The organism is Andreesenia angusta (assembly GCF_001855385.1).
Lineage (GTDB): Bacteria > Bacillota > Clostridia > Tissierellales > Gottschalkiaceae > Andreesenia > Andreesenia angusta.
The window spans coordinates 390917-413982 of sequence record NZ_MKIE01000001.1; the positions used below are offsets into that span (position 1 = coordinate 390917).

At 44.4% G+C, this 23066-nt stretch carries 20 protein-coding genes; 7 read left to right on the forward strand and 13 right to left on the reverse strand.

From position 1 onward, the window contains the following. Positions 1-501: an FUSC family protein gene (locus EUAN_RS01840; protein ID WP_071061051.1), complete on the reverse strand. Its 501-nt coding sequence runs from the start codon at positions 499-501 to the stop codon at positions 1-3. An 89-nt stretch (positions 502-590) separates the two neighbouring features. Between EUAN_RS01840 and EUAN_RS01845 the strand changes: the two genes are divergently transcribed. Continuing rightward, the gene (locus EUAN_RS01845; RefSeq protein WP_071061054.1) at positions 591-1805 is read left to right on the forward strand and encodes an MFS transporter; all 1215 of its coding nucleotides are present in this window, start codon (positions 591-593) and stop codon (positions 1803-1805) included. 42 nt (positions 1806-1847) lie between these two features. On the opposite strand, the gene EUAN_RS01850 is transcribed toward EUAN_RS01845, so the two are convergent. From EUAN_RS01850 to panB, 5 genes are all read right to left on the reverse strand, one after another. After that, positions 1848-2708 (reverse strand): DMT family transporter, encoded by an 861-nt coding sequence (locus tag EUAN_RS01850; RefSeq protein ID WP_084655653.1) that lies wholly within the window; start codon positions 2706-2708, stop codon positions 1848-1850. A 448-nt stretch (positions 2709-3156) separates the two neighbouring features. Further along, the gene (locus EUAN_RS01855) at positions 3157-4338 is read right to left on the reverse strand and encodes a GTP-binding protein (protein ID WP_071061056.1); all 1182 of its coding nucleotides are present in this window, start codon (positions 4336-4338) and stop codon (positions 3157-3159) included. 20 nt (positions 4339-4358) lie between these two features. Continuing rightward, positions 4359-4742 carry an aspartate 1-decarboxylase gene (panD, locus tag EUAN_RS01860; protein ID WP_071061057.1) on the reverse strand — a complete coding sequence of 128 codons (384 nt, stop codon included), beginning with the start codon at positions 4740-4742 and terminating at the stop codon, positions 4359-4361. 2 nt (positions 4743-4744) lie between these two features. Next, positions 4745-5596, reverse strand: coding sequence for a pantoate--beta-alanine ligase (gene panC, locus EUAN_RS01865; protein ID WP_071061059.1), 852 nt, complete (start codon positions 5594-5596; stop codon positions 4745-4747). Further along, on the reverse strand, positions 5596-6444 hold the full coding sequence (panB, locus tag EUAN_RS01870; RefSeq protein WP_245674418.1) for a 3-methyl-2-oxobutanoate hydroxymethyltransferase: 849 nt from the start codon (positions 6442-6444) through the stop codon (positions 5596-5598). The genes panC and panB overlap by 1 nt, the downstream gene beginning before the upstream one ends. Before the next feature lie 191 nt (positions 6445-6635). Here panB and EUAN_RS01875 point away from each other — a divergent pair, with 191 nt between their 5' ends. Continuing rightward, positions 6636-7295, forward strand: coding sequence for a hypothetical protein (locus EUAN_RS01875; protein WP_071061061.1), 660 nt, complete (start codon positions 6636-6638; stop codon positions 7293-7295). A 38-nt stretch (positions 7296-7333) separates the two neighbouring features. On the opposite strand, the gene EUAN_RS01880 is transcribed toward EUAN_RS01875, so the two are convergent. Beyond that, entirely contained in the window at positions 7334-9490 is a 2157-nt protein-coding gene (locus EUAN_RS01880) for a DNA topoisomerase III (RefSeq protein WP_071061063.1), read from the reverse strand. 191 nt (positions 9491-9681) lie between these two features. Here EUAN_RS01880 and EUAN_RS01885 point away from each other — a divergent pair, with 191 nt between their 5' ends. Continuing rightward, complete coding sequence (locus tag EUAN_RS01885) at positions 9682-11208, forward strand: HD domain-containing phosphohydrolase (RefSeq protein ID WP_169817312.1); 1527 nt, start codon at positions 9682-9684, stop codon at positions 11206-11208. Positions 11209-11227: 19 nt separating this feature from the next. Here EUAN_RS01885 and EUAN_RS01890 read toward each other — a convergent pair whose 3' ends face one another. Next, on the reverse strand, positions 11228-12097 hold the full coding sequence (locus tag EUAN_RS01890) for a CPBP family intramembrane glutamic endopeptidase (RefSeq protein ID WP_071061067.1): 870 nt from the start codon (positions 12095-12097) through the stop codon (positions 11228-11230). A gap of 119 nt (positions 12098-12216) precedes the next feature. On the opposite strand from EUAN_RS01890, the gene EUAN_RS01895 reads away from it, so the two are divergent. From EUAN_RS01895 to EUAN_RS01905, 3 genes are all read left to right on the forward strand, one after another. Next, positions 12217-13698: an FAD-binding oxidoreductase gene (locus EUAN_RS01895; RefSeq protein WP_071061069.1), complete on the forward strand. Its 1482-nt coding sequence runs from the start codon at positions 12217-12219 to the stop codon at positions 13696-13698. Positions 13699-13826: 128 nt separating this feature from the next. Then, positions 13827-15515 (forward strand): methyl-accepting chemotaxis protein, encoded by a 1689-nt coding sequence (locus tag EUAN_RS01900; protein ID WP_071061231.1) that lies wholly within the window; start codon positions 13827-13829, stop codon positions 15513-15515. A gap of 117 nt (positions 15516-15632) precedes the next feature. Continuing rightward, positions 15633-16217: a metal-dependent hydrolase gene (locus EUAN_RS01905; protein WP_071061071.1), complete on the forward strand. Its 585-nt coding sequence runs from the start codon at positions 15633-15635 to the stop codon at positions 16215-16217. Here the strand turns inward: EUAN_RS01905 and EUAN_RS01910 are convergent. Genes EUAN_RS01910 through modA form a run of 3 tightly spaced genes read right to left on the reverse strand, consistent with a single transcriptional unit; the run spans position 16214 to position 18415 of the window. Next, a complete protein-coding gene (locus EUAN_RS01910; protein WP_084655656.1) occupies positions 16214-16927 on the reverse strand; it encodes an ATP-binding cassette domain-containing protein in 714 nt (237 codons plus the stop codon). The genes EUAN_RS01905 and EUAN_RS01910 overlap by 4 nt on opposite strands. 2 nt (positions 16928-16929) lie before the next feature. After that, positions 16930-17601 (reverse strand): molybdate ABC transporter permease subunit, encoded by a 672-nt coding sequence (gene modB / locus EUAN_RS01915; protein ID WP_071061073.1) that lies wholly within the window; start codon positions 17599-17601, stop codon positions 16930-16932. A 10-nt stretch (positions 17602-17611) separates the two neighbouring features. Further along, a complete protein-coding gene (modA, locus tag EUAN_RS01920; RefSeq protein ID WP_071061075.1) occupies positions 17612-18415 on the reverse strand; it encodes a molybdate ABC transporter substrate-binding protein in 804 nt (267 codons plus the stop codon). Between the two features lie 185 nt (positions 18416-18600). Between modA and EUAN_RS01925 the strand changes: the two genes are divergently transcribed. Continuing rightward, positions 18601-19563, forward strand: a complete 963-nt coding sequence (locus EUAN_RS01925) for a helix-turn-helix transcriptional regulator (RefSeq protein ID WP_071061077.1) — start codon at positions 18601-18603, stop codon at positions 19561-19563. A 38-nt stretch (positions 19564-19601) separates the two neighbouring features. On the opposite strand, the gene EUAN_RS01930 is transcribed toward EUAN_RS01925, so the two are convergent. Both EUAN_RS01930 and EUAN_RS01935 read right to left on the reverse strand, forming a co-directional pair. Next, a complete protein-coding gene (locus EUAN_RS01930) occupies positions 19602-20969 on the reverse strand; it encodes a uracil-xanthine permease family protein (protein ID WP_071061079.1) in 1368 nt (455 codons plus the stop codon). A 337-nt stretch (positions 20970-21306) separates the two neighbouring features. Continuing rightward, on the reverse strand, positions 21307-23055 hold the full coding sequence (locus EUAN_RS01935; RefSeq protein WP_071061081.1) for a glycosyl hydrolase: 1749 nt from the start codon (positions 23053-23055) through the stop codon (positions 21307-21309). Positions 23056-23066 lie beyond the last annotated feature (11 nt).

The following is a 23066-nucleotide window of genomic DNA, read 5'->3' on the forward strand; positions in this document are numbered from 1 at the left end:
CTATATCTCCATATCTTCTCTTGGGCTTTTGATTAGATTGTTGACTCCAAGCCCTATAATAGAGCCCATAAAAGTCTCCGTTATTCTTCTCAATCCATATATCCAGCCCGTGTTTGCATCGTTCAAATAGACAACTGCAAAAAAAACTATACAGCCCGGAATTATCGATGGATGCTTCTTCAGCAGATTTATTATGTATATAACAGGGATAACTCCCAAGGCTTGAATGGCTACATTTTCTGTAAGAAAGGAAACCAGCATCCCAAATACCCCTCCTATAAATGTGCCTAAGTTCCTCATCAACGCAGCTTCAAAGGACTTCTCCATAGTCCTCTCCATAGATACAACCGCTCCTATGCAGGCGAAAAATGGCGTGTCCCTAACTACGTATTCCATAAAGACTGCCGATATTGCGACTGCTATGGCTGACTTTATAATCCTCATACCTATCGGCGGCAGGCTTCTCACTTTACCAACACCTCCTTTAAACTGGCATTCCATATCTATTATACCCCTTTACAGTCTAGACAGACAAGTTTATATGAGCTAGAATGGGTTTGTCTTTGACTGTGCGAGAAAGGAGTTTTTGTATGGATAAATCAAGTTCAACTCAGGATCTAAAGCTTACAAGAAGCCTTCTGCTTCTTATGGCGCTGACTTCCGGAGTTTCAATAGCAGGCGTAACATATAATCAGCCACTTCTGGAGTACATGGCTTCAAGCTTTTCTGTACCCAGGAGCAGCATAGGGCTTGTGTCCACTTTCACCCAGATAGGGTATGGCTGCGGGATGCTATTCATAGTCCCGATGGGAGACATAGTGGAGAGGAAGTCGCTTATACTCAGGACTCTCTGTTTGTGCATGTTTTCACTTGCCGGACTCAGCCTCTCCATGAACTTCTACTGGCTGCTGGGGGCCAGCTTTCTAGTTGGGTTTTCCTCTATAATAACACAGCTTCTCGTTCCTCTTGCTGCGTCTCTCTCGGAGCCCGGCAGGCGCGGAAAAGCCATCGGAACTGTGATAAGCGGACTTATAACAGGCATAATAGCCGCCAGGCTTGTAAGCGGATTTGTGGGACCTCGCCTTGGCTGGAGGGCTGTCTATATGATTTCCCCTGTCTTTATAGCGCTGCTGGCTTTCACGCTCAGGAAGTATCTTCCCAGGAGCGCTCCAAGCTCTGACGAAAGCTACTTTGAAATACTGAAGTCAATGGCAGGTGTGCTCAGAACCAACCCTGTCGTCAGGTCTTCTTCCATGATAGGTCCATGCCTTTTCGCTTCGTTCCAGCTTTTCTGGACTTCCATAGTCTTTTTCTTGGAGTCTCCAGCATATGGCTTTTCAAGTACAAGCTCGGAAATAGCGGGAAGGTTCGGTCTTGTCGGTATAGCCGGAGTCTTCCTTGTACCGATGATGGGTACGCTTAGCGACAGGAGGACTCCTCGCTTTGCCATAGGCCTGTCAGCTGCACTGGCTTTCTCAGCTTTTTTAATCATGACTGTTTTCGGAGAAAACATATTCGGGCTCGCCCTTGGTGTGATGATTTTGGACTTTGCGACCAATTCCTCTCAGGTCTCGAATCAGGCCAGGATAAACTCAGTAGAGTCTCCAAGGCAGAGCAGATTCAACTCTGTCTTTATGTCTATCTACTTTTTTGTAGGTGCCTTGGGCTCATATCTTGGCAGCTTCACTTTTAGCAAATTCGGCTGGACCGGAGTCTGTGCAACTGGACTTGTGTTTGTATCTATAGCGCTTTTAGCTCACTTCACAATAGGGAGAATAGATTACGCCCCTGATAGTGAATATTGAGCTGAATGACAAAGAAGGGCCTGCTGAAAGCGCAGGCCCTTCTTATTTTGCTGTATTCTGCTTTAAAAGCTTTTTGGTGTAGAAATTCACAAAGCCGGCCGCAAGTATTGCAACTCCTCCTATCGCTGTGAGATAGTCTGGCATCTCTGAAAACAGCACTACACCTATTATCATAGAGTAGATTATGTCGGAGTAGGAGTATATTGAGACCTCTGAAGCGTCTGCATACCTGTATCCGTAAGTCATAAATATCTGACCTGCCGTGGAAAAGACTCCAAGCCCAATGGCTTTGAGTATATCAAGTCCCCTTGGGACTATCCAGCCTCCTGAAAAAGCAAACGGAATCATACAGAGGCTCGTTATAAGCGTGAAGTAGAAGACTATTGTCTCTGGACTGTCGCTTTTTCTCAAGTAGCTCACTGTGACATAAGCCATTCCGGCGAACATTGAGGCCATAAGCCCTATCATAGCCGGTGCTATGTTGACGTTGAAAGTGGGCTTTGTGACCAGTCCTGCTCCTACTATTGCCAGAAAAAGCGCAATTATCTGTCCCTTCCCTATCTTCTCTTTGAGCATAAGCCAAGATAGAAGCACTACAAAGAAAGGCGCAAACTTGTTTATTATGACTGCATCCGCCAAGTTCAAGTACTGGATTGAATAGAAATAGGCCGCAACCCCGAGCATCCCAAATACACTTCTAAGCACAAGTAGCTTCCTGTTATTACCTCTAAGACTTCCCCCGTTCCTCTTTACCATTGCAAAGGCGAACACAAAGCCTAAAAAGTTCCTAAAAAACATCTTCTCAGTGAGAGGATAGTCACCTAGTGACTTCACTGTAGCCGCCATAAGTGCAAAAAAGAAGGCCGAGAGCATCATCATTATTATTCCCTTTTTTCTGTCCATAATATCACCTCGTCGGTATACATTATACCATCTATTACAAAAAATTATAAGGGACGGGTCATCTTGTTGTGATGAAAACCGCCCCTTATAACAATGCTCTTCTCGATTCACTCATTCAATTAAATCTCCTTACTTCTTACTTCTTACTTCTTACTTCTTACTTCTTACTTCTTACTTCTTACTTCTTACTTCTTACTTCTTACTTCTTACTTCTTACTTCTTACTTCTTACTTCTTACTTCTTACTTCTTACTTCTTGTTGCCATAAAACTTTAAAGCCTTTTCCACAAAGGAAACTTCGTTTCGACATCCTTATCTCATCTCCATAATCTTCTGAAAAGTCTCCTATTGGATATGCACTACTCCAATTTCAACTATCCTAAAAGGAAATGTGCTGCGGGATATCTTGTCTTCCTTTGTTATTAGTTATATACCCCGCAGTTTTTGCTCTAAACAGTTTCTAAAAAAGTTTTTTTATTTTTTCCTATAAGTTTTTCCAGCTTCCCGTCCATAAAAAGCGATAAGAGCTCTGCGCTTGCCATAGGTATTTTCAATTCCTCGGCCTGCTTAAGCTTTCTAAGCGAACTTCGCATATCGCTTCCATGGTCAAATTCCACTATGAAATCATGCCCTTGAATATCCGAAGAGGATTTATCCCCTGCTGACAGATTCCAGTCCAAACTCACTCCAGTGTATCGCTCAATTTTGCCATAAAGCAGTTTAACCTTTTCTCTATCTAAATCCTCTTCGGAGCTACAGAAGAGAAATTTCGACTCATGGTCTATGCCTTCAAGTTTATCTATAGAGTCTAGAAAGTAGCGTAGGCTTCCATTGCCCTTGGAATTTATGGCCGAGACTGCAATCGCCCTTTTCCCGAGAACATCTATATCCACTTTCTCTATTTCACTGTCTTCTATAACAAGCAACTCGGAATCCTCGATCTCTTTTTCAAATGTAGATATACCTGAGAAGCTAAGAGCTACTCCGCCTGCCAGAGCTTCCTTTAGAATCTGGATATAAAGCGAATCTCTGTCTCCTGTTTCTAGAGCTTCTCTAGAGGATAGCAAGCATATTCTGTCCCCAGAGTTCGCCAACCCCTCCAGCATATTTTCGGCCTTGACCGCCTTTGAAAGCTCTTTCTCCATCAATAACTTCAGCATATCTATATCGTCCATGTTTTTTGCAGACATAAATGCAGCCTCTTGGTATCTCTTCTTGTACGTCTCCAAGGTATCAGGATTCACCTTGTCGGCCTTGTTGAATACAAGTATATGGGGAATACTGTAGCTCTCAAGCTTCTCTGTCAGCTCCAAGTACTGCTTCTCATCTATATCCTCGCTGTCCATTACGTATATCGCAAGATCCATATAGGCAAGCGTCCCTAGCGTCTTCTGAACCCTCTGAACCCCTACAACTCCAGAGTCGTCTATTCCCGCAGTGTCTGTAAGCACCACAGTGCCTAGATTCCCAAGCTCGAAAGACTTGCTCACAGGATCTGTTGTAGTCCCCTTCACTTTTGAAACCACTGATATATCTTGACCTATTATATTGTTCATAAGTCTGGACTTGCCCGAGCTTCGCTTTCCGTATATACCTACACTGAGCCTGTTTCCCACTGTCTCTCTGTTCATACCGTTGCCTCCAGTAAAAGCTATTTTATCTCGCCGTGAACTTCTCTGTCCTTTATTTCAGCTATCCTGTTTTTCTCGTCTAAGAATAGAATCGACGGCTTGAAGCTCTCCGCCTCTTCTCTTGTCATCATGGCGTAGGCTATTATTATCACCTTGTCCCCTGGCTGCACAAGCCTCGCAGCAGCACCGTTTACGCATATGACTCCGCTGTTCGGCTCTCCCTCTATGGTGTAGGTCTCAAATCTCTCCCCGTTGTTGTTGTTTACGACCTGAACTTTTTCACCCGGCAGTATATTGGCCGACTTCAGTAGTTCCGAATCTATCGTAATGCTTCCAACGTAGTTCAAGTTGGCCTCTGTGACTACAGCTCTGTGCAGTTTTGATTTAAACATAGTCAAGTACATCTCTACACCTCCAGTAAGCAGTTGTCTATAAGTCTAGTCTTTCCAAACCTCACAGCCATTGCCATAAGAGCAGGGCCGTTCACTCTTTCTATATTCCCAAGAGTTCTGCTGTCTAGTATCTCTACGTATTCTACTTCTGCAATAGGGCTCTTTCCGATTTCCTCTAGAGCTATTTCTTTAAGCTTTTCCACTCTGTGTTCCCCGCTTTCAAACTCTCTCTGCACTCTCAATATAGATTTGTACAGTACAGTAGCTTCACTTCTCTCCTGCGCTGAAAGGTATACATTTCTAGAGCTCATTGCAAGCCCATCGCTCTCCCTGAGTATTGGACATCTGACTATCTTCACCGGGAAATTCAGCTCTCTTACCATCTTCTCTATTATAGTCACCTGCTGGGCGTCTTTCTGTCCAAAGTAAGCTCTGTCCGCTCCAACTATATTGAACAGCTTAGATACTACAGTCATAACCCCTCTGAAATGACCTGGCCTCGACTCTCCACACAGTTTTTCACCTATCTCACTTTCCAGGTCTACAAAAACCTCAGCCTTTTCAGGGTACATCTCCTCTACGCTTGGAGCGAACACTATATCCCCTCCGCTAGATGAAACTATCTCTATATCCCTGTCTAAATCCCTTGGATAGGTTTCCAAGTCCTCGTTAGGCCCGAACTGGATCGGGTTTACAAATACGCTCACAACCACTATGTCGTTTTCCTCTCTGGCCTTTTCTACAAGGGAGGCATGACCTTTGTGAAGGTATCCCATCGTAGGCACAAGCCCCACAGTCTTCCCATTGTACTCTTTGAGCTTTGCTCTAAGCTCGTCTATGCTCTTTACAACCAATACTTTCTCCATCAGTAAATCCTCTCTATCTTCTCTAGTTCTGATTTTTCCAGCTTGAAAATGTGAACTTCCTCCGGAAATGCCCCAGACTTAACTTCATTATTGTATTCTCTAGCCATGGCCCTTATCTCTTCTCCAAGCTTTCCGTAACGCTTTACAAACTTGGGATGTATGTCCTCGGTTATTCCAAGCATGTCGTCCACTACCAAGACCTGTCCATCGCAGTGCCTCCCGGCTCCAATACCTATAGTCGGTACGCTTACACTGTCTGTCACGTACTTGGCTATCTCCTCAGGAATGCACTCAAGCACTATAGCGAATACACCGGCATCCTGTAGTGAAAGCGCATCTTGCAGTAGCTTCTCGCCTGCATCAGCAGATCTCGCCTGGACTTTAAATCCTCCAGTGGCGTTTACCGACTGCGGTGTCAGCCCAAGATGACCCATAACCGGTATCTCCGAGTCCACCAGCTTTCTGACAACTTCAACTCTTTCTCTTCCGCCCTCTAGCTTCACGGCGTTTGCCTTTCCTTCTATCATTATCCTGCCCGCATTTCTGACAGACTCCTCTAAGCTTATGTGATAAGAAAGATATGGCATGTCTGTAACTATGAAAGATCGACTAGCCCCTCTCTTGACACTTCTCGTATGGTATACCATGTCGTCTACGGTGACCTCTAACGTGTCCTCGTAGCCCAGCTTGACCATTCCAAGAGAGTCTCCGACTAAGAGTACGTCTACCTCCCCGTCCAGTAATTTTGCCGTCGGATAGTCATATGCTGTGAGCACCGATATCTTCTCGCCTGTTTTCTTTTTCTCTGCAAAAGATGTGATAGTAAATTTACCTTCCACTCTTTCCACCTCGATTTCATTTTAAAAGTAGTTGAGTATATCTCCTAAACTCAGGATGATATCACAACTATATTTTATCATATTCTGTATACATATTCTTGTGCAAAATAAAACAAGGGTTTATCTTCTTTTAACTTATGTTAAATAATTATATATTTTAAGGTATAATATAGTGAGAATATTTTAAGGAGGAGACGACTATGAAATCCGCAATGGATTATGCTAAAGCTCAAAAGCGAAATGGACATATAGCCTTGGCAGCTACTTTAGCGATTACGACTGCAACTATTGCCTTTACCTACTTTGTAAGCACAGGAGTTCTGAAAAATGTAAGCCTTCTGTTCTTGCTAGGCCTTGGACTTATTATAGTTCTATTCGGCATAAGTACTGCTCTTTTCTACGGAAAAGCAAATGCTACAGAAAGAATCATGAAAGACCCTCTAGTGCACTGGACGTACAACAGTGAAGAAGACGAATGGCTGGAAGATGGCTCTGCCGAGGCGATAATCTCTGAAGAGGGAATTTACTACTCCCCTGCCAACAACAGAGTCCACACCTTCTGGAGCCCTTCTTCAAAGCTAGAGCACCTAAAGCTGGGGAGGCTTCCTGGCTATGACTGCACTACTATGAACTTCTTTTTCATAAGAGCCAGAACCCAGGAGGGGAACACCATAAGCGCAGCTCTTCACGTCCCTGTTCCAAATGGTCAAGAAGCGATTGCAGAGCAGCTTGTGGAAAGACTTAACCACAACTTGAAAACAAACCGAATGAACCGGGTGAAATTTCTGACTAAGGTCGTGCTTGCTTTTATAGCTATCGTAGCTTTAATTGTCTTATTGGTCAGATTATTGGGAATCTAAAAAACACTTGGAAGACTCTTCGTCTTCCAAGTGTTTTTTTACTTTAGATTCAGCTTTGCAAGTGCATCTGCAAGCGCCGAATTTATGTTGTCGTCTTCCTGCTTGTTAAGGTAATTTCTCACTTCTTTTTTGGAGAGCTTGGACTTCTGGTCACCCTTTCTCTTGTTGAAAGCGCTGAGTTTCTCCCTGTAACCACATTTACATATAAACATCTTAGAGTCGCCTGAACCCCTCATCTCCATCTTCTTCTTGCACTCGGGACATCTGGCGTTTGTAACTCTGGAAATAGACTGCTTCTCTCCACACTCTCTGTCCTGGCATACAAGCATCTTGCCCTTTTTGCCTTTTACCTCTAGCATGTACTTTCCGCAACTTGGACACTTGCTTCTAGTCAGATTGTCGTGCTTGAAACTGTCCTCGCTCGACTTTATCTCCGATACTATCGCCTTGGTGTACTCTATCATCTCTTTTATGAACTCGTCTTTTCTGAGCTTGCCCTTGGATATCTTCTCAAGCTTCTGCTCCCATTCCGCTGTAAGCACCGGGGACTTCAAATCCTCTGGGGCCAGTGCTAGAAGCTGTTTCCCTTTTGAAGTTATGTGGACTTCGTTTCCTCTTTTCTCGAGCAAATAGCTGTTGAAGAGCTTGTCCACTATGTCTGCCCTAGTTGCAACCGTACCTATTCCGCCAGTCTCGCCTATGGTCTTTAGAAGCTCCTTGTCGTCTGTATCCATGTACTTTCTTGGGTTTTCCATGGCTCCCAGCAGAGTGCCCTCTGTAAACCTAGGAGGGGGGCTCGTCTCTCCAGAAGTCTTCTTAAGGCTCACTGTGGATATCTCCATCCCTCGCTTGAATTCAGCTTTCTTCTTTTCCACAGTTTCCTCATCCTCGCTGTATAACTCTCTGTAGCCTTCCGACACAGTCAGTTTCCCCTTCGCCCTAAAGAGCTCGTCGCCTATTCTAAGCTCCACTTTAGTCTCTTCATACACATGTGGAGGCATAAGCACACCGAGGAATCTCTTTATCACCATCTCGTATATCTTTCTCTCTCTGTCGCTCAGTTCGCTCATAACAGGCCTTTCCTCTGTGGGAACTATGGCGTGGTGGTCCGAAACCTTGGAGTCGTCCACAAAAGAGCTGTTGGCCTTTATCCCGCCCCTGACTATTCTAGCTCCGAATTTAGAGTAGCCTCCTATCGAACATGCTTTTACCCTGTCTGAAAGAGTTTCCACCATGTCGCTGCTTATATAGGATGAGTCTGTCCTAGGGTAGGTAAGCGCCTTATACTTTTCGTAAAGGCTCTGAACCGCAGAAAGCGTCTCTTTTCCGGAGTATCCGTAGATCCTGTTGGCCTCTTTCTGAAGTTCGGTCAGGTCGTACAGCTTTGGAGCGTATGTCTTTTTAGTCTGGCTCGACACGTCCTCCACAACGGCCTTTTTCCCGTTTAAATGCTTGAGGATGCTCTCTATTTTAGCTTCATCAAAAGACCTTGTATTCCCCTTTGAGTCCGACCAGATGAACTTGAGCCCTGAAACCTCTGTCTCCAGCCCATAGAACTTCTGGCTTTTAAAGCTCTGTATCTCCTCCTCTTTTCTCTGCACCATGGCAAGCGTAGGAGTCTGCACCCTTCCACATGAAAGCTGTGCGTTGTGCTTGCATGTAAGCGCCCTTGTCCCGTTTATTCCGACATACCAGTCCGCTTCAGACCTTGCCACTGCAGCTCTGTAGAGATTCTCGTACTCTCTTCCGTCTTTGAGCTTCTTGAATCCCTCTACTATGGCCTTCTCCGTGACAGAGGAAATCCACAGTCTCTTTACAGGTTTCTTGTTCCCGGCCTTCTCCAGTATCCACCTGGCCACAAGCTCGCCTTCTCTTCCGGCATCTGTAGCTATTATGACCTCCGAGATATCGTCTCTGTTTATCTGATGCTTGACAGTGTTGAACTGCTTCCCGCTCTGTTTTATAACCACCGTCTTGAGCTTGCCCGGTATTATGGGAAGCTGCTCTATCTTCCACTCAGAGTACTCCTTCTTGTAGGTTTCTGGGTCTGCAAGCGTCACAAGGTGTCCAAGAGCCCAAGTGACTACATAGTTCTTCCCCTCAATATATCCATTCCCCGTTCTATCACATTTAAGCGCCTTGGCTATATCCCTTCCAACCGACGGCTTTTCAGCTAAAACTAATTTTTTTGACATCTAATCTTCCTTTCAAAGCAATATTGTATTAACAATTATTATAGCATCTTAGATGAAGAGGTGGCGCTTTATTGTGAAATCAGTTTCAACTTGTCTTTACTAGCTTATTTTTATTGACATAGGCCAACACTATAACCTAAACTTAAATTATTAAATACCTTATAGGGGTGATGGGCTTGAAAGTAAGAAACTTGAAAAACAGACTAATAATATTCCTCATTTCAGCCTCTATCGCTCTAGGCTTGTTTCTGCTAGTTCTGAAGTACATAGAGATAGAGAAAGACCGACTATATGAAGCGGAGCGTTCGACTACTGCCGAGAGATATGTGAGGTTTCAGTCGGCTGTGGAGAGCCTGATAAGCGACAACATAACCATACTTAATGGGTACACTGCCTTTCTCTCCATGGAAGAGAAGCCTTCTCAGGAGTCTGCCGTAAATTACCTTGAGAATCTCGTAGACGAAAACAACTCTTACATAAAAAACATAAGCACTCTTGAAGACACCACAATAAGTTTTATCTATCCTCTGGACGGAAACCAGTCAGCTATAGGGCTCAATCTGTCGGAACTGGAGTCCCAGAGAGACCCTGTTCTCAAAGTAAAGCAGAGTCTGAAGCCTGTGTTTCAGGGTCCTGTTGAACTTGTACAGGGCGGGAGCGGCTTTGTCGCTAGAGTTCCAACTTTAAGCAAGTCTGGCGACTACCAAGGGCAGATAAGCCTTGTAGTCTCCGGTGATTCGTTCCTCCAAGAGATAGACAGGCTTTCCAAGCTTCACGGCCTTGAAGTCCTGTTCTTCAAGACAAGCGAGTACCCTAAAGCTCCATTCTATGGAGACGCGTCTATTTTAGATAAGCGACCTCTTAACTTTTTTATGATAAATGACTACATATCTTGGAAAGTGGCTGTAATCCCTTTTGGAGGATGGAGCGAAAAGTACAGCACTATCGACATGAGCTTGAAACTTGGACTTCTTTTCTCTTTAATAGTGTTTTTCCTTACCTTCTTTTCAATAGACTTTTTCGACCAGAGCAGGGTAAAACTAAAGGAAAAGAACTTCGAGATAACATATCAGCGCGATGAGATAGAGGCGCTCTACGAGCAGGCCTACTCTATGAATCAGGAGCTTGAGAGTTTGATATCCAGGAACAAGAAGAACTTCTTCGACACTGTGTCATCTCTGGTGCATGCACTAGATGCAAAGGATCCGTATACTGGCGGCCATAGCCAGAGAGTCAAGGAGTACTCTGTGAAGACGGCTGAGCGTATGGGGCTAGATGAAGGTTCAAAAGAGATACTCTCCTTTGGAAGCATACTGCACGATGTGGGGAAGATCGGAATTCCAGACTCTATACTCAACAAGGAGGGCTCTCTTACAGACGAAGAGTACGACATGATCAAGAACCACCCCAAGATAGGGTTCAACATAATAGAGAGTCTCGAGCTTGACCATGAGACCAAGAGGATTATACACGAACACCACGAGCGGGTGGACGGAAGCGGCTATCCAAACAAACTCTTAGGTGACGATATCCATCTTTTCTCCAAGATAGTCTGCGTAGCTGACGCCTTCGACGCCATGACTTCAAAGCGCTCCTACAGAGAGACTCCTATGAGCCAAAGCGAAGCTATCGCCGAGCTTGAGCGCAACCGTGGAACCCAATTTGACAGCCAGGTGCTGGACGTATTCGTAGATATACTTAGAGAAGAGCTGAAATAAAGAAGAACCAGCCGACTTTTTAAAAGTCTGCTGGTTCTTTTCCTATCTTCATCCAAATCAAGATGTCCACTATCACAAGTGCTATAAATCCACTCAGTCCTATTATTCCGTTTAAAAGCGGGTGACCTCCTTCGATGTAAATTATAGAAGCACCGGCTAGCCCATTCAAAGTACCGTGGGCTATTCCGGCCGTCAGCACCGACTTGGACTTGATCCTCACAAGTGAAAATACAGGCGAGAGCAGAATACACCATATGGTCATTAGAAATACCCCCAGAACAGGGTACTCCGGATAGTTATGGCCTTGGAGCACAAGTGGGGCGTGCCATATCCCCCAGATAGCGCCTGTTGTAAACGTCATCTTCCAAAAACCCATGTGTTTTAGTTCGCCATAAAGATATCCTCTCCATCCTATCTCTTCACCTATTGCAAACGCAAGATTTATTGTGATTCCTGCAATCATTCCGCTTGCAACTGTCATCAGAAGCGGTATTATTGGCTGGATCTGCAGTAGCTCGTACATCTGCGCATACTCTTCAGACTCCTTTAGAAGGGGGCCGTATGAAGACAAGAAATCCTCCATATAGAGGCTAAAGCTGGCTCCTGGAAAGAGCACGTTTATAAATATCCCAAGCGCTATTATCACCGGAAATACAAGCCAGGCGAAAGCGTACCATCTGTTGAATTTAAGTTTCAGTCCAATCTCACTTAAGCTTCTTCCCCTTTTTTTCGTAAAGATGATTGCTAGTATTCCCGGTATCCACATATACACAGATGCCATCACAGTGTATGAAGCTGTGGTCTTAAATACAACTCCAAAGTAGTATGCTCCTGCCAGTATCCAGGAAGCTGCCAATGTAATTACCACATATAACTTCCAGTCTTTCATCCTTATCACCTCCTGTCTTTGTTTACTACATAGATATATATTCCCCAAAAAAGACTAGACAAAAACCTTTCTATATATTAATATATTTACATAATACGATATAGTTTAGGAGGAACGACATGGCAAACTACTATATAAAAACCGAGCGTAGATTTAGCATCATAAGAAAATTTGGATGGCTATTTACAGTGCTCGTTGGAATAGGCGGGCTATTTGAACCAAAACTCGGGCTTCTTGTAATTCCAGTTATACTTGCCCTTACTGTTATGGGCTTTTTCAGAGGAAGGTACTGGTGCGGGAACTTCTGTGCGCATGGAAGCCTTTTTGACTCTCTCTTTATTCCTTTCGGAAGAAACGCCAAGATATACAGGTTTATGAAGTCCAAGTACATGACTATTGGATTTATGACTTTCTTTGCATTCAATCTGAGCAGAAAGATAATGGGTGCGGCACAGTTTTGGGGAGAGAACAGCTTCCTAGACAAACTTGGCTTTGTGTTCGTAACAACGTACCTCATGGTTATAATAGTTGGTGGCGGCCTTAGCATGGTGAACAGCGGGAGAACTTGGTGCCAAGTATGCCCCATGGGTGTGATGGAGAAAATCTCTTACAAGTTAGGGAAAATTACAAAAGCCAACAAAAAGACAGATGTGAAAGTGACTATTTCAGACAAAGACGCCTGCCATAAGTGCGGCAAATGCGCCAGGGTCTGCCCTATGCAGATAAGCCCCTACACAGAGTTCAACGAGAGCAACCAGTTCGACAGCTCAAACTGTATAAAATGCTCTACATGCGTTGTAAACTGCCCTGCTGGGATACTTTCAATAGAGAAAGAGGAAAAAGCTATTGAGTTGAAGGCCATATCTGCCGAGAAGAGAGCGTCTCTTGCAAATGAAGTTCCTGGAAGACAGCATATAGAAGCTGAAGTGGTTGAAGTGAACGAACTAGGCCCAGACTTAAGGGAGTTCAAGTTTCAGTTTAAATCGCCTAAGCGAGTGGCCTACAAACCTGGCCAGTTTATGATTCTGAAGATAGAAGCTGAACCAGAGAGTTACAGAGCCTACTCTATATCTGGATGGGACCCTAAGGGAAGCACTGTAGGTGTCATAATCAAGAAGGTTGCTGATGGTTATGGAACTGAAAAGATATTTGACGACTACACTTTGGGAGCCAAGGTGGAGCTTGAAGGCCCTCTTGGAGACGAGCTTGTAGTTGATAAAAATGCCAAGAAGCTGCTCTTTATAGGTAATGGAATCGGAATAACACCTTTCATCCCTCTTGTAGAGGACGCAATATTGAACAGGCCCGATTCGCTTGAAAGAATCGACTTGGTATATGGTATAAGAAAATCTGAAGACCTTATCTATGATGAATTCTTCAGCAAGCAAGACATAGAGTCCGACATGTTCAACTACCATAAGATAGCTTCTAGAGAAGAGATCCATGGCAGAAAGGGATATGTTATGGATGTAATAAAAGATCTAGATGTATCTGACTCTAAAGTCTACATCTGTGGATCTAAAGCCATGGTAAATGACACTGTAAAGCTCCTTAAGGAAAACGGACTTTCAGAGCAGGATATATTTGTAGAGACAGCTTAGTGTTTTGCTGTAACACAGACTCACACCTTGAAAGCTATTTATGGTATAGCCTCAAGGTGTATTTTTTATATTCTATGATATAATAAATGGGTATAAAGTTCTACATAGAATACTTGGAGGTGATTGGAGTGAAAATATCCACAAAATTTAATGCCATAACCATCGGGATGATTGCAACAACTTCTTTGCTTATGTTCCTGACACTTTCCGTTCTAGGAGATATTTCCGAAAGAGTCGATGAGCAGCAAAACGTAAATACCCCTGTAATAGTAAGTTCCCTCTCGCTTCAAAAAGACGTTGTTCAGATTCAGCAGTGGCTAACCGATATATCTGCCACACGTGGAGCCCCTGGCTTTGACGATGGATTCGATGAAGCTGAAAAGTACTACTCTGAAGCAAAGAGTGAGCTTGACTCCCTTAAAGCCCTCGGGATCGAGGACGATATTCTGGATCCTATTTCTAAAGACCTGGATGAGTACTATCAAATGGGAGTGGACATGGCAAATGCCTACATATCTAGCGGAACAGGCGCTGGCAACAAGTTCATGGAGGAGTTCGATCCTTATGCCGTGAAAATGGAGTCAAGTGTCGAAGTCCTTCTAGAAGAAGCCGATGCGCTAGTTGAAAATGGAAATACGAAAATAAGCCAATCCATAAGCACTTTGATAAGAAGAGCCATAATTTCATTCAGCGTGATACTCCTGATATCCATATTCTCCTTTTTTGTAAGCAGAAATGTCATAATGAAGCGTATCTCTAATCTTTCAGGTATCCTTGGAGATATTGCAGAGGGGGATGGAGACCTCACTAAGCGTGTGGATGTAAGCTCTGGAGACGAGCTGAGCGTCATGGCGTCGTACTTCAACACTTTTGCCGATACAGTGAGCAGCATAGTTTCTTCCATAAAGGAGCTTTCCTCTCAGGTTGTCGACTCCTCCGAGGAACTCAAGTCTATAGCTCATATTTCAACTGCCTCCTCTGAAGAGGCCAGCCATGCTATAGAGGAAATATCTAGAAGTGCCTCTAGTCAAGCGGAGCAAACAGAGTACGGATCTAGAAAGCTCTCTGAGCTAGTTTCCGCACTTGAAGAGAGCAAGCACCAGACCCAGAACCTCTCAAGCTCTTTCAAACAAGTGAACTTGCTTGTAGACGAAGGTCTTGAGGTCATAAACCATCTCTCTGACACTACCGATGAAAGCAGCGTTGCAACCAAGAGTGTTCATGGCGACATAGTCAAGACAAGCGAAAGCTCTCAGAAGATAGGTGAAGCCAGCAATCTTATAATGTCAGTCTCTGAACAGACAAATCTTTTGGCTTTAAACGCAGCGATTGAAGCCGCAAGAGCCGGCGAACACGGGAAGGGATTTTCAGTTGTGGCCGAAGAGATTAGGAAGCTGTCTATTGAATCTGCCGACTCTACAAGGATAATCAATGACATAGTTGCCGAGCTTCAGTTCAACGCAAATAATGCAGTCTCTACTATGAACAGAGTGGAAGAGATATACAGCAGGCAGATTGAAAATGTCCACCTGACTGAATCCAAGTACAAACACATAAGAGATTCCCTTGAAAGTTCTAACCAAGCTATTTTAGCTATAAGCGAGTCCAGCTTTAAAATTGAGCAAGTAGCTTCAGAAGTTCTAGACACTATACAGACGCTCTCAGCTATATCAGAGGAAAACTCAGCTGGGACCGAAGAGGCTTCAGTGTCTATACATCAGCAAACAGAGATAATAAGCAAGCTTGAAAGCTCCAGCGTAAATCTGTCGAATCTTTCCCAGAATCTACAATCCCTTGTGGAGCAATTTCAAGTTTAAGTAACTTCAGGCAAGCCCTAAACTCAAGGTTTGCCTGTTTTTTTGTCTTTTTCAACGAAAGATAGTATAATAAAGTTATCAAAATGGAACATATGTTTCGGGTCAGGGTGGATTGATATGGACTACAGAAATCATTTAAAGTCAGGAGCGCTGCTAGGTGTAGTCGCCATTGACAGGCTCTACGAAGGCAACCTAGCTAATCTAACTCAGCTAGGCCTCTTAGGGTTGGGCTCTTTTGCACTTGGGCTGTCTTTGGGCTCTGGGCTTCCGGATATAGATCACCACAAGAGTCTTATCGCCCAAAAATTAAAGGCCATAGGATGGATGATAAGCAGGTTCTTCTCGCACCGCGGCTTCACCCATTCCATAGCCTTTGTGATTTCAGTCTATATATGCTTTATGTTCGGCGAGAAGTACGTCCCAAGCGAGTATAACCTGGCCTACAGGTACTTCGCCTTCGGAACGGTTTTCGGCTCTTCTGCCCATATACTTATGGACATGTTTATAGGAAACGGAGTGAGACTTTTCGCGCCGATATCCCAGCGAAAGTTCAGTTTCCTGAGGATCCGCTCAGGCTCTAAGGCTGAGGCCACTTTCCACAAGTTCCTGCTCTTTCTCTTTGTACTCTACTTGATTTTCAGGACAAGCCTAGGTGGCGAGCTTCTCTCTCTGCTAGGCTCAATAAGCTTGCTGGCTAATTAAGCCGGATAAAAACACGCCCTCTCTATATCCGTGGAATGCTGGTCCTGCTCTATGTCTAGTGCCCTTTTGCCGAATAGCTTTCCGTCTTTTATGTGTATTATCCTGTCGCCAAGCAACTTAGCTTCGTCATCGTTATGCGTAATCATTATAGTGCTTATGTTCCACTCTTTCTTGAACTCTAGAAACTCCCCATATACATGGTCTTTTGTGTCTGTGTCAAGCGCCGAAAACGGTTCGTCCAGAAGCAGCAGCTTTGGCCGTATGCTGAGCGCCCTTCCGAGCGCAACCCTCTGCTTTTCCCCACCGGATATCTCATGTGGGTAGCGCTTTTTTAAATGTGATATCTTGAGGGAATCCATAACCTGGTCCACGTAGGATGCGTCTGAATCTTTCTTCTTGTCGAATCCAAATCGAATATTTTCGTCTACGGTCATATTGGGAAAAAGGGCGTAGTTCTGGAATACATACCCTATACCCCTGCTCTTTATAGGTCTGTTCAACTTTGAAGCTGTTGAAAAGAGTGTCTCTTCTCCCACTCTTATCTCACCGTCATCTGGGGATTTTATCCCAGCCAAGCAGTCTAGTATAGTGGTCTTTCCCGAGCCAGATCTACCCTGTATGACCAGCACTTCTCTTTCAAGGCTGAACGATATATCCAGATCGAAAAATTCCAATTTTTTAAAAAGGCTCACCTCTATATTGTCTATCATCTCTAATCTCTCCTGCTGTACTTTTTCTTTTTAAGCCATCTGTTAAGCGAAAATATGAGTACAAAGCTAAATGCCACCACTATAGCCATAAGCGTGTTGGCCTTAGACGTATTGCCAGACTCCACAGCATAGTAGATTGAAAGTGGTATCGTCTCTGTCTTTCCCGGGATATTTCCAGCCACCATAAGCGTAGCTCCAAACTCCCCTAGCGCTCTGGCAAAAGAAAGCACTATCCCGCTTATTATGCCTGGCCAGGCCAGCGGAAGTGTGACTTTCCTGAAAACCTTCCACTCTCCCGCTCCGAGAGTCCTCGCTGCATTCTCGTATGACTGGTCGACGCCCATAAGCGCCGACTTTGCGCTCTGGTACATAAGCGGAAGCGACACCACAGATGCCGCTATACAACCAGCCACCCAGGTGAACACAAGACTCACTCCGAACTTGTCAAGCAGGAATCCGCCTAAAAGCCCTCGCTTCCCTATGAGTATAAGCAGTCCATATCCGGTCACAGAAGGGGGAAGCACCATCGGAAGCGTAACCAGAACCTCTAAAAAGTCTTTCCCCTTGAATTCAAACCTCTTGAATACGTAGGCTAAGAACGTTCCCAATAGAAACGTTGAAACTGTAGCTATGGATGCTATTTTTAACGATATCAGTATGGGATCTAAAATCATATAATTTCCCTTACTTTACTTCAAATCCATATTTTTTGAATATATCAGTAGACTCTTCCTTGTCTAAAAACTCCATATAGCCTTTAACCGCTTCTTCATGCTCTGTGCTCTCCACTATTCCCTCTGGGTAGACTATCTCCTTGTGAGTAGAAGGATCTATCTCCTCAGCCACTTTTCCGCTCTTCATGCCAACTGCGTCCGACTTGTAGGCTATACCTGCAACTGCTTCCCCGCTCTCAACGTAGGAAATCACTGCCTTTACGTCTTTTGCAAACACTATCTTGTCCTGTATAGACCCCCATACGTTGAGGTTCTCAAGACTCTCCTGAGAGTACTGTCCAACTGGAACCGTCTCAACTTCTCCAATAGCTATCTTTCCATCTGTGTTTAAAAGATCCTCTACAGTTTTTATCTTGTCTGCGTATTCCTCTGAAACTATAAGCACAAGCTTGTTTCCTAAAAGATCTTTTATGCTGTCTGATTTTACAAGTCCAGCTTCCCTGAGCGCATCCATCTGCTTCTTTCCAGCCGATATAAAAAGATCTGTCGGAGCCCCTTCCTCTATCTGCTTTTGGAGCGCTCCAGAAGATCCGTAGTTCATACTGACTTCATTCCCGCTCTCCTCTTCGTACAGTGTCTCTATTTCGTTTAGGGCTTCTGTAAGGCTGGCTGCTGCGCTCACAGTTATCTCTACAGGCTCCGATTTCTTGGCTGTGTCCTCTGGAGCATCAGATCCCGAGCAACCCACAAGCCCTCCTATAGATATGATAACCGCCGTCATAAGTCCTAGTCCTCTAACCTTAAGCTTTTTCATTATGTAACTCCCCTTTATATTGTTTTGTCACGTTTCACATCGTTTTGTCCATTTGCGTAACGTTATGTATATTATATTTATATAGCATTCCATTGTCAATAGTACTCTCACCTTTGGAATTGCCCCTGAAAATAAAACATGGTATCATATTAACAACTAGAAACTATCAGAAAGGAATCGACCATATGAGAAAAGACAGGGCCCTTACCGCCCAAGAAGTTGCAGATATATTGAAAATTGCAAAAAACACTGTATACGAGCTTGCAAAGCGTGGGGAAATAAAGTCCTACAAGGTGGGCAGAAGCTTGAGATTTTCTCCTGAAGATGTAGAGAAGTATACGTCAGGCGGAATACAGTCTGGCGGTCCAGTCCAGACATCTGAAAAAAGCAAGTCCAAAGAGAGCTTCAGAGACAGCTTTCAGTTCAGTCCCGCTTCCTACGGAGAGGGTTTTGTCATATGCGGTCAGGACCTCATTCTAGACGTGCTCTCCAACTATATAGAGAACCACAGAAGCGGTGTTCCAACGCTCAGGGCGCATATAGGCAGCTACAGCAGCCTGACTTCTCTTTACTACGGAAAGGTCCAAGTTGCCTCTTCTCATCTCTGGGACGGAGACAGCGACACCTACAACATACCCTTTGTCAGAAGGCTTGTGCCGGGAATACCTGCTGTCATAATACACCTTACAAAGCGCACGCAGGGGTTTTATGTCCAAAAAGGGAATCCCAAGAACATCTTGGAGTGGGAGGACCTTGCCAGAAAAGATATACGTATTGTAAACAGAGAGAAAGGCGCTGGCTCAAGAGTTTTGCTAGATGAGAACATAAGAAAGCTAGGCATTCCCGGCAGCTCTATAAATGGCTACTACAGGGAAAACCAGTCTCATGTTACAGTCGCAAGCAGTGTAGCCCGAGGGGAAGCCGATGTCGCAGTCGGCGATATGAAGACTTCGGCTCAGTTCAACAACCTGGACTTTATACCGCTCAAAAAAGAGAGATACGAACTGGTTGTAAAGAAAGAAGACTTCCACACTGCCCCGATACAGGCTATGATTGAGATATTAAACTCCGAGGAGTTCCAGTCTGAATTCAGAAATATAGAAGGGTACGACATCTCCGAGATGGGGTCTATCGTAGCCGAGACGTAAAAAACCCTCTGTACGCTTTGTACAGAGGGTTTCTTTTATTAGTTCATCTCTAGCTTTATTTCTTTCTTCTCTTCTTCTGGTGTCTCTTCTTTTAGTATTATGTTCAATACTAGAGCTACAATAGTTCCTGCCGATATTCCTGAAGAGAATACCGAGCCAAGCGCTGATGGAAGATTAGCCACGAAGTCCGGTCTGAAAGCAACTCCAAGGCCTATTCCCAATGAAGCCGCAATTATTATAAGGTTACGGTTGTTCATATGGATCTTTCCTAGTGTCTGTATTCCAGATGCTCCAACAACTCCAAACATCAGTATTCCTGCTCCACCAAGCACTGGGTTAGGCATGATAGATATAAGCGTACTGAACTTAGGAAGAAGTCCTATAACGAAAAGAAGCACTCCGGCAACAGCCGCTACGTAGCTGCTCGCAACTCTAGTAAGCGGTATAAGTCCAACGTTCTGGCTGAAAGAAGTGTTTGGTCCTCCGCCAAGGAATCCTGATATGAAACTTCCAACTCCATCGCAAAGTATTCCGTCTGCTACTCTGTCGTTTGAAAGCTCTCTTTCAGATGCCTCTCCAACTGCCTTTATAACTCCAACTGTCTCTATAGTAGTTACAAGGTACGCCGCTATGAAAGGAACCACGTACTTAGGATTGAAGTCCACGCCGTACTTGAATATATTTGGAAGCTCGAACCAAGCCGCCTCTCCTACTTTTGAGAACTCAACCATTCCAAGCGGGATACAAACAATATAGCCTATAGCTATACCTATAAGTATAGAAGCGCTTCCAGCTATCCCTTTAGCATATCTGTTGAGAAGTACAATTATAAGAAGCACGCTCATAGAAATTCCAACATTTCTTAAACTTCCATAGTCCTCTGATCCAAATCCACCTGCTGCCCAGTCTATTGCGACTGGTATAAGAGTTGTACCTATAAGTGTTACAACTGTTCCAGTTACAACTGGAGGGAAAAATCTCATTATTACTTTTAGGAATCTACTGAGTATCATCTCTATAAAAGACCCCATTATAGTAGCTCCGAAATAAGCTGGTAGTCCTCCACCCATCTGAGCTATAACTGCAATTCCTGGCGATACGAAAGTGAAGTCCGTACCCATGATCATAGGTATTCTAGCACCTATTCTGAACTTCTTAGGTCCTATTCCAACTGCCTGAATCCAAGTTGTAATGCCTGATGCCAATAGAGTTGCACTTACCAAAAACGCCGTGTCTTCGACACCTACGCCTGCAACTCCTCCTATAATAAGTGGTACTGCTATGATTCCTCCTAGTGCCGTAACTATATTCTGAAATGCTAGCAGAATAGATACGCCTAGACTTGGCTTGTCCTCCATCTGATATAGCAGACTGGAGTTGAATGTGTCCACCGTGTTGCTTGACATGTTAAAACCTCCTTTTTGCTTTTATTTTTTATAATCAAGCGCATGCATAGGACTATTTCTGCGTGCGCCAGATTTCGAATTAAATATTGATGATTTTTTCACGAATATGAATAACATTTTTCTCAAAAATAAGTATATCATACTCCCAACTGTCATTTCGACTTATATATTCCATGAAAACCTTTTCATCGTTAATAAGACCTTACACCCTTTTTATGCTTTTGAAAAGCCCTAAAGCCTTTAACAAAAGTTAATATATTAAGCCCAAAATGCAAATAGCCGGTGTAGGCCTCATTAGAGAGGTCTGCACCACCTATTGTTAAATATTTTTCACAATCTAGTTCGTACTTATCCTGACAGTTTTGTTTTCTCCATCCCACTCCACATTGAAGGCGAGTGTCTTGCCTAAATCCACCAGCTTAAAGTAGTTGTTCTGATTTACTAGGTATGCGTCCAGCTTATCAGTCTTTGACCCATCTATAGACACAGATTGTGTGCTCTTGCTCACTCTAGGATTGTCTTCTAAAGAGCCTTTTGAGTCGTTTCCGCCGCTGTAAGATACTCCCCTCTCTATTACGACCTCGTTCTTTTTTTGGTCATATCCTACGTCAAACTTTGCACCTGTATTCTTTAAGGCATCTGCTACGTCCCTCAGCATGTAGTAGTTATGTCCGTTTATGCTGTACCCCAGTATCTTGACTGTCTTTCCGTTTAAAGTTACAGCGTGTACTGATGGTGTCGCCTTTATGCCAGAGCTCAAGTTAGGCCCCTTCTGAACCTTAGCCGCTATCTTCTTGCTAGTCACATAAGCGTTTGAAGTCGTATAGATATCCGCTTGGATTTCAACACTCTGCCCAGCAAACTGCGAGAAGTCGTAGCTTATCTCGTATGGAGATCCTGTTTTTTCTCCCACGTATCTGCCGTTTATCTTGTATGCCACTCTTCCTATGTCCAGTCTTCCGTCTATAGCCACAAAAGCGCTCAGCTTCTGCTTTTCTGGAGATACCGCGTTCCACTGAACGTCTGCAAAGTAGACTGGGCTCTTCTGACCCACCGCCGACAGGAAGAAAGGTGACGATATCGCCTGCTTGTACGCAGAAAGCACCGTTGGATTGTCTGAAAGCTTACACTGTCTCTTCGCCCCGTGGGTCTCGTCGTTGTTCCAGTAGAATACAGCCTTTATTCCAGGGTACCTCCTAGCCACTTCGTCATAGAATTCCTTTGTCTCCTTTGCAGCCACGTAGGATACCGATGTGCTGTCCTGGAACTCTATGTTCTGGATAGGAGCCCCCTCCGACAGAAATACAGGCTTTCTGCTTGAGTATTTGTCGTAAATCTCCTTAGTCCTGTCTGTAAACTTCATAGAGTGCTTGCTCTTTGTGTTAGAGACATACGGAGGGTAGGCGCTTATTCCAACCCAATCCACAGCGTCGTCCCCTGGGTAGTACTTGTCTGAAGAGTTCTTTGGCCAGTCGTTCGGAGCCCAGCACATAACTACATTAGGCGCTTCCTCATGCATTATCTTTGCAACCAGTCTGAACTTCTCCTTGTACAGGTTTGGATCTTTGTTTCCCCAAGGGTTACTGCCATCGTTCATCTCGTTCGCAAATCTCAGGAATACAGGAATTCCAGAATCCCTTGCCTGCCTTGCGAATTTGCGGAGGTATTCTCCGTCTTTCACGCTTTCAAGCCCGTCTAGAGGCTCCAAACATATCTGCATGCCCGCACTAGTCTCTTTGGCCTTTTTGTAGTGTGACGCATAGTGGTTGAATTCCATCTTTCCATAAGGTATGTAGACCATGTAAAGCGCATGGGCCCTTCCTGTAAGCGCTGGCACCCCGTCAAAGTAGAATGGATTTCCTGTCCAGGCGTTATGTACAGCTTCGTCCCCTTCTGCAAACATCGCAAGGTACGACCCCACTACCGGTTCATACTTGGCTCCCCTGTATAGCTTGTTCCCAGCTTCCGCTGACGGCCTTTCCATATAGACCCTGATATCTGTTCCTGAGGCCAGTGCAGAGCTTGTCGCTCCAAGCATGACAATCCCAATTAAAGATGCGCTCAGGAGTTTAGTGATTCTATTCATATTTCATCCCC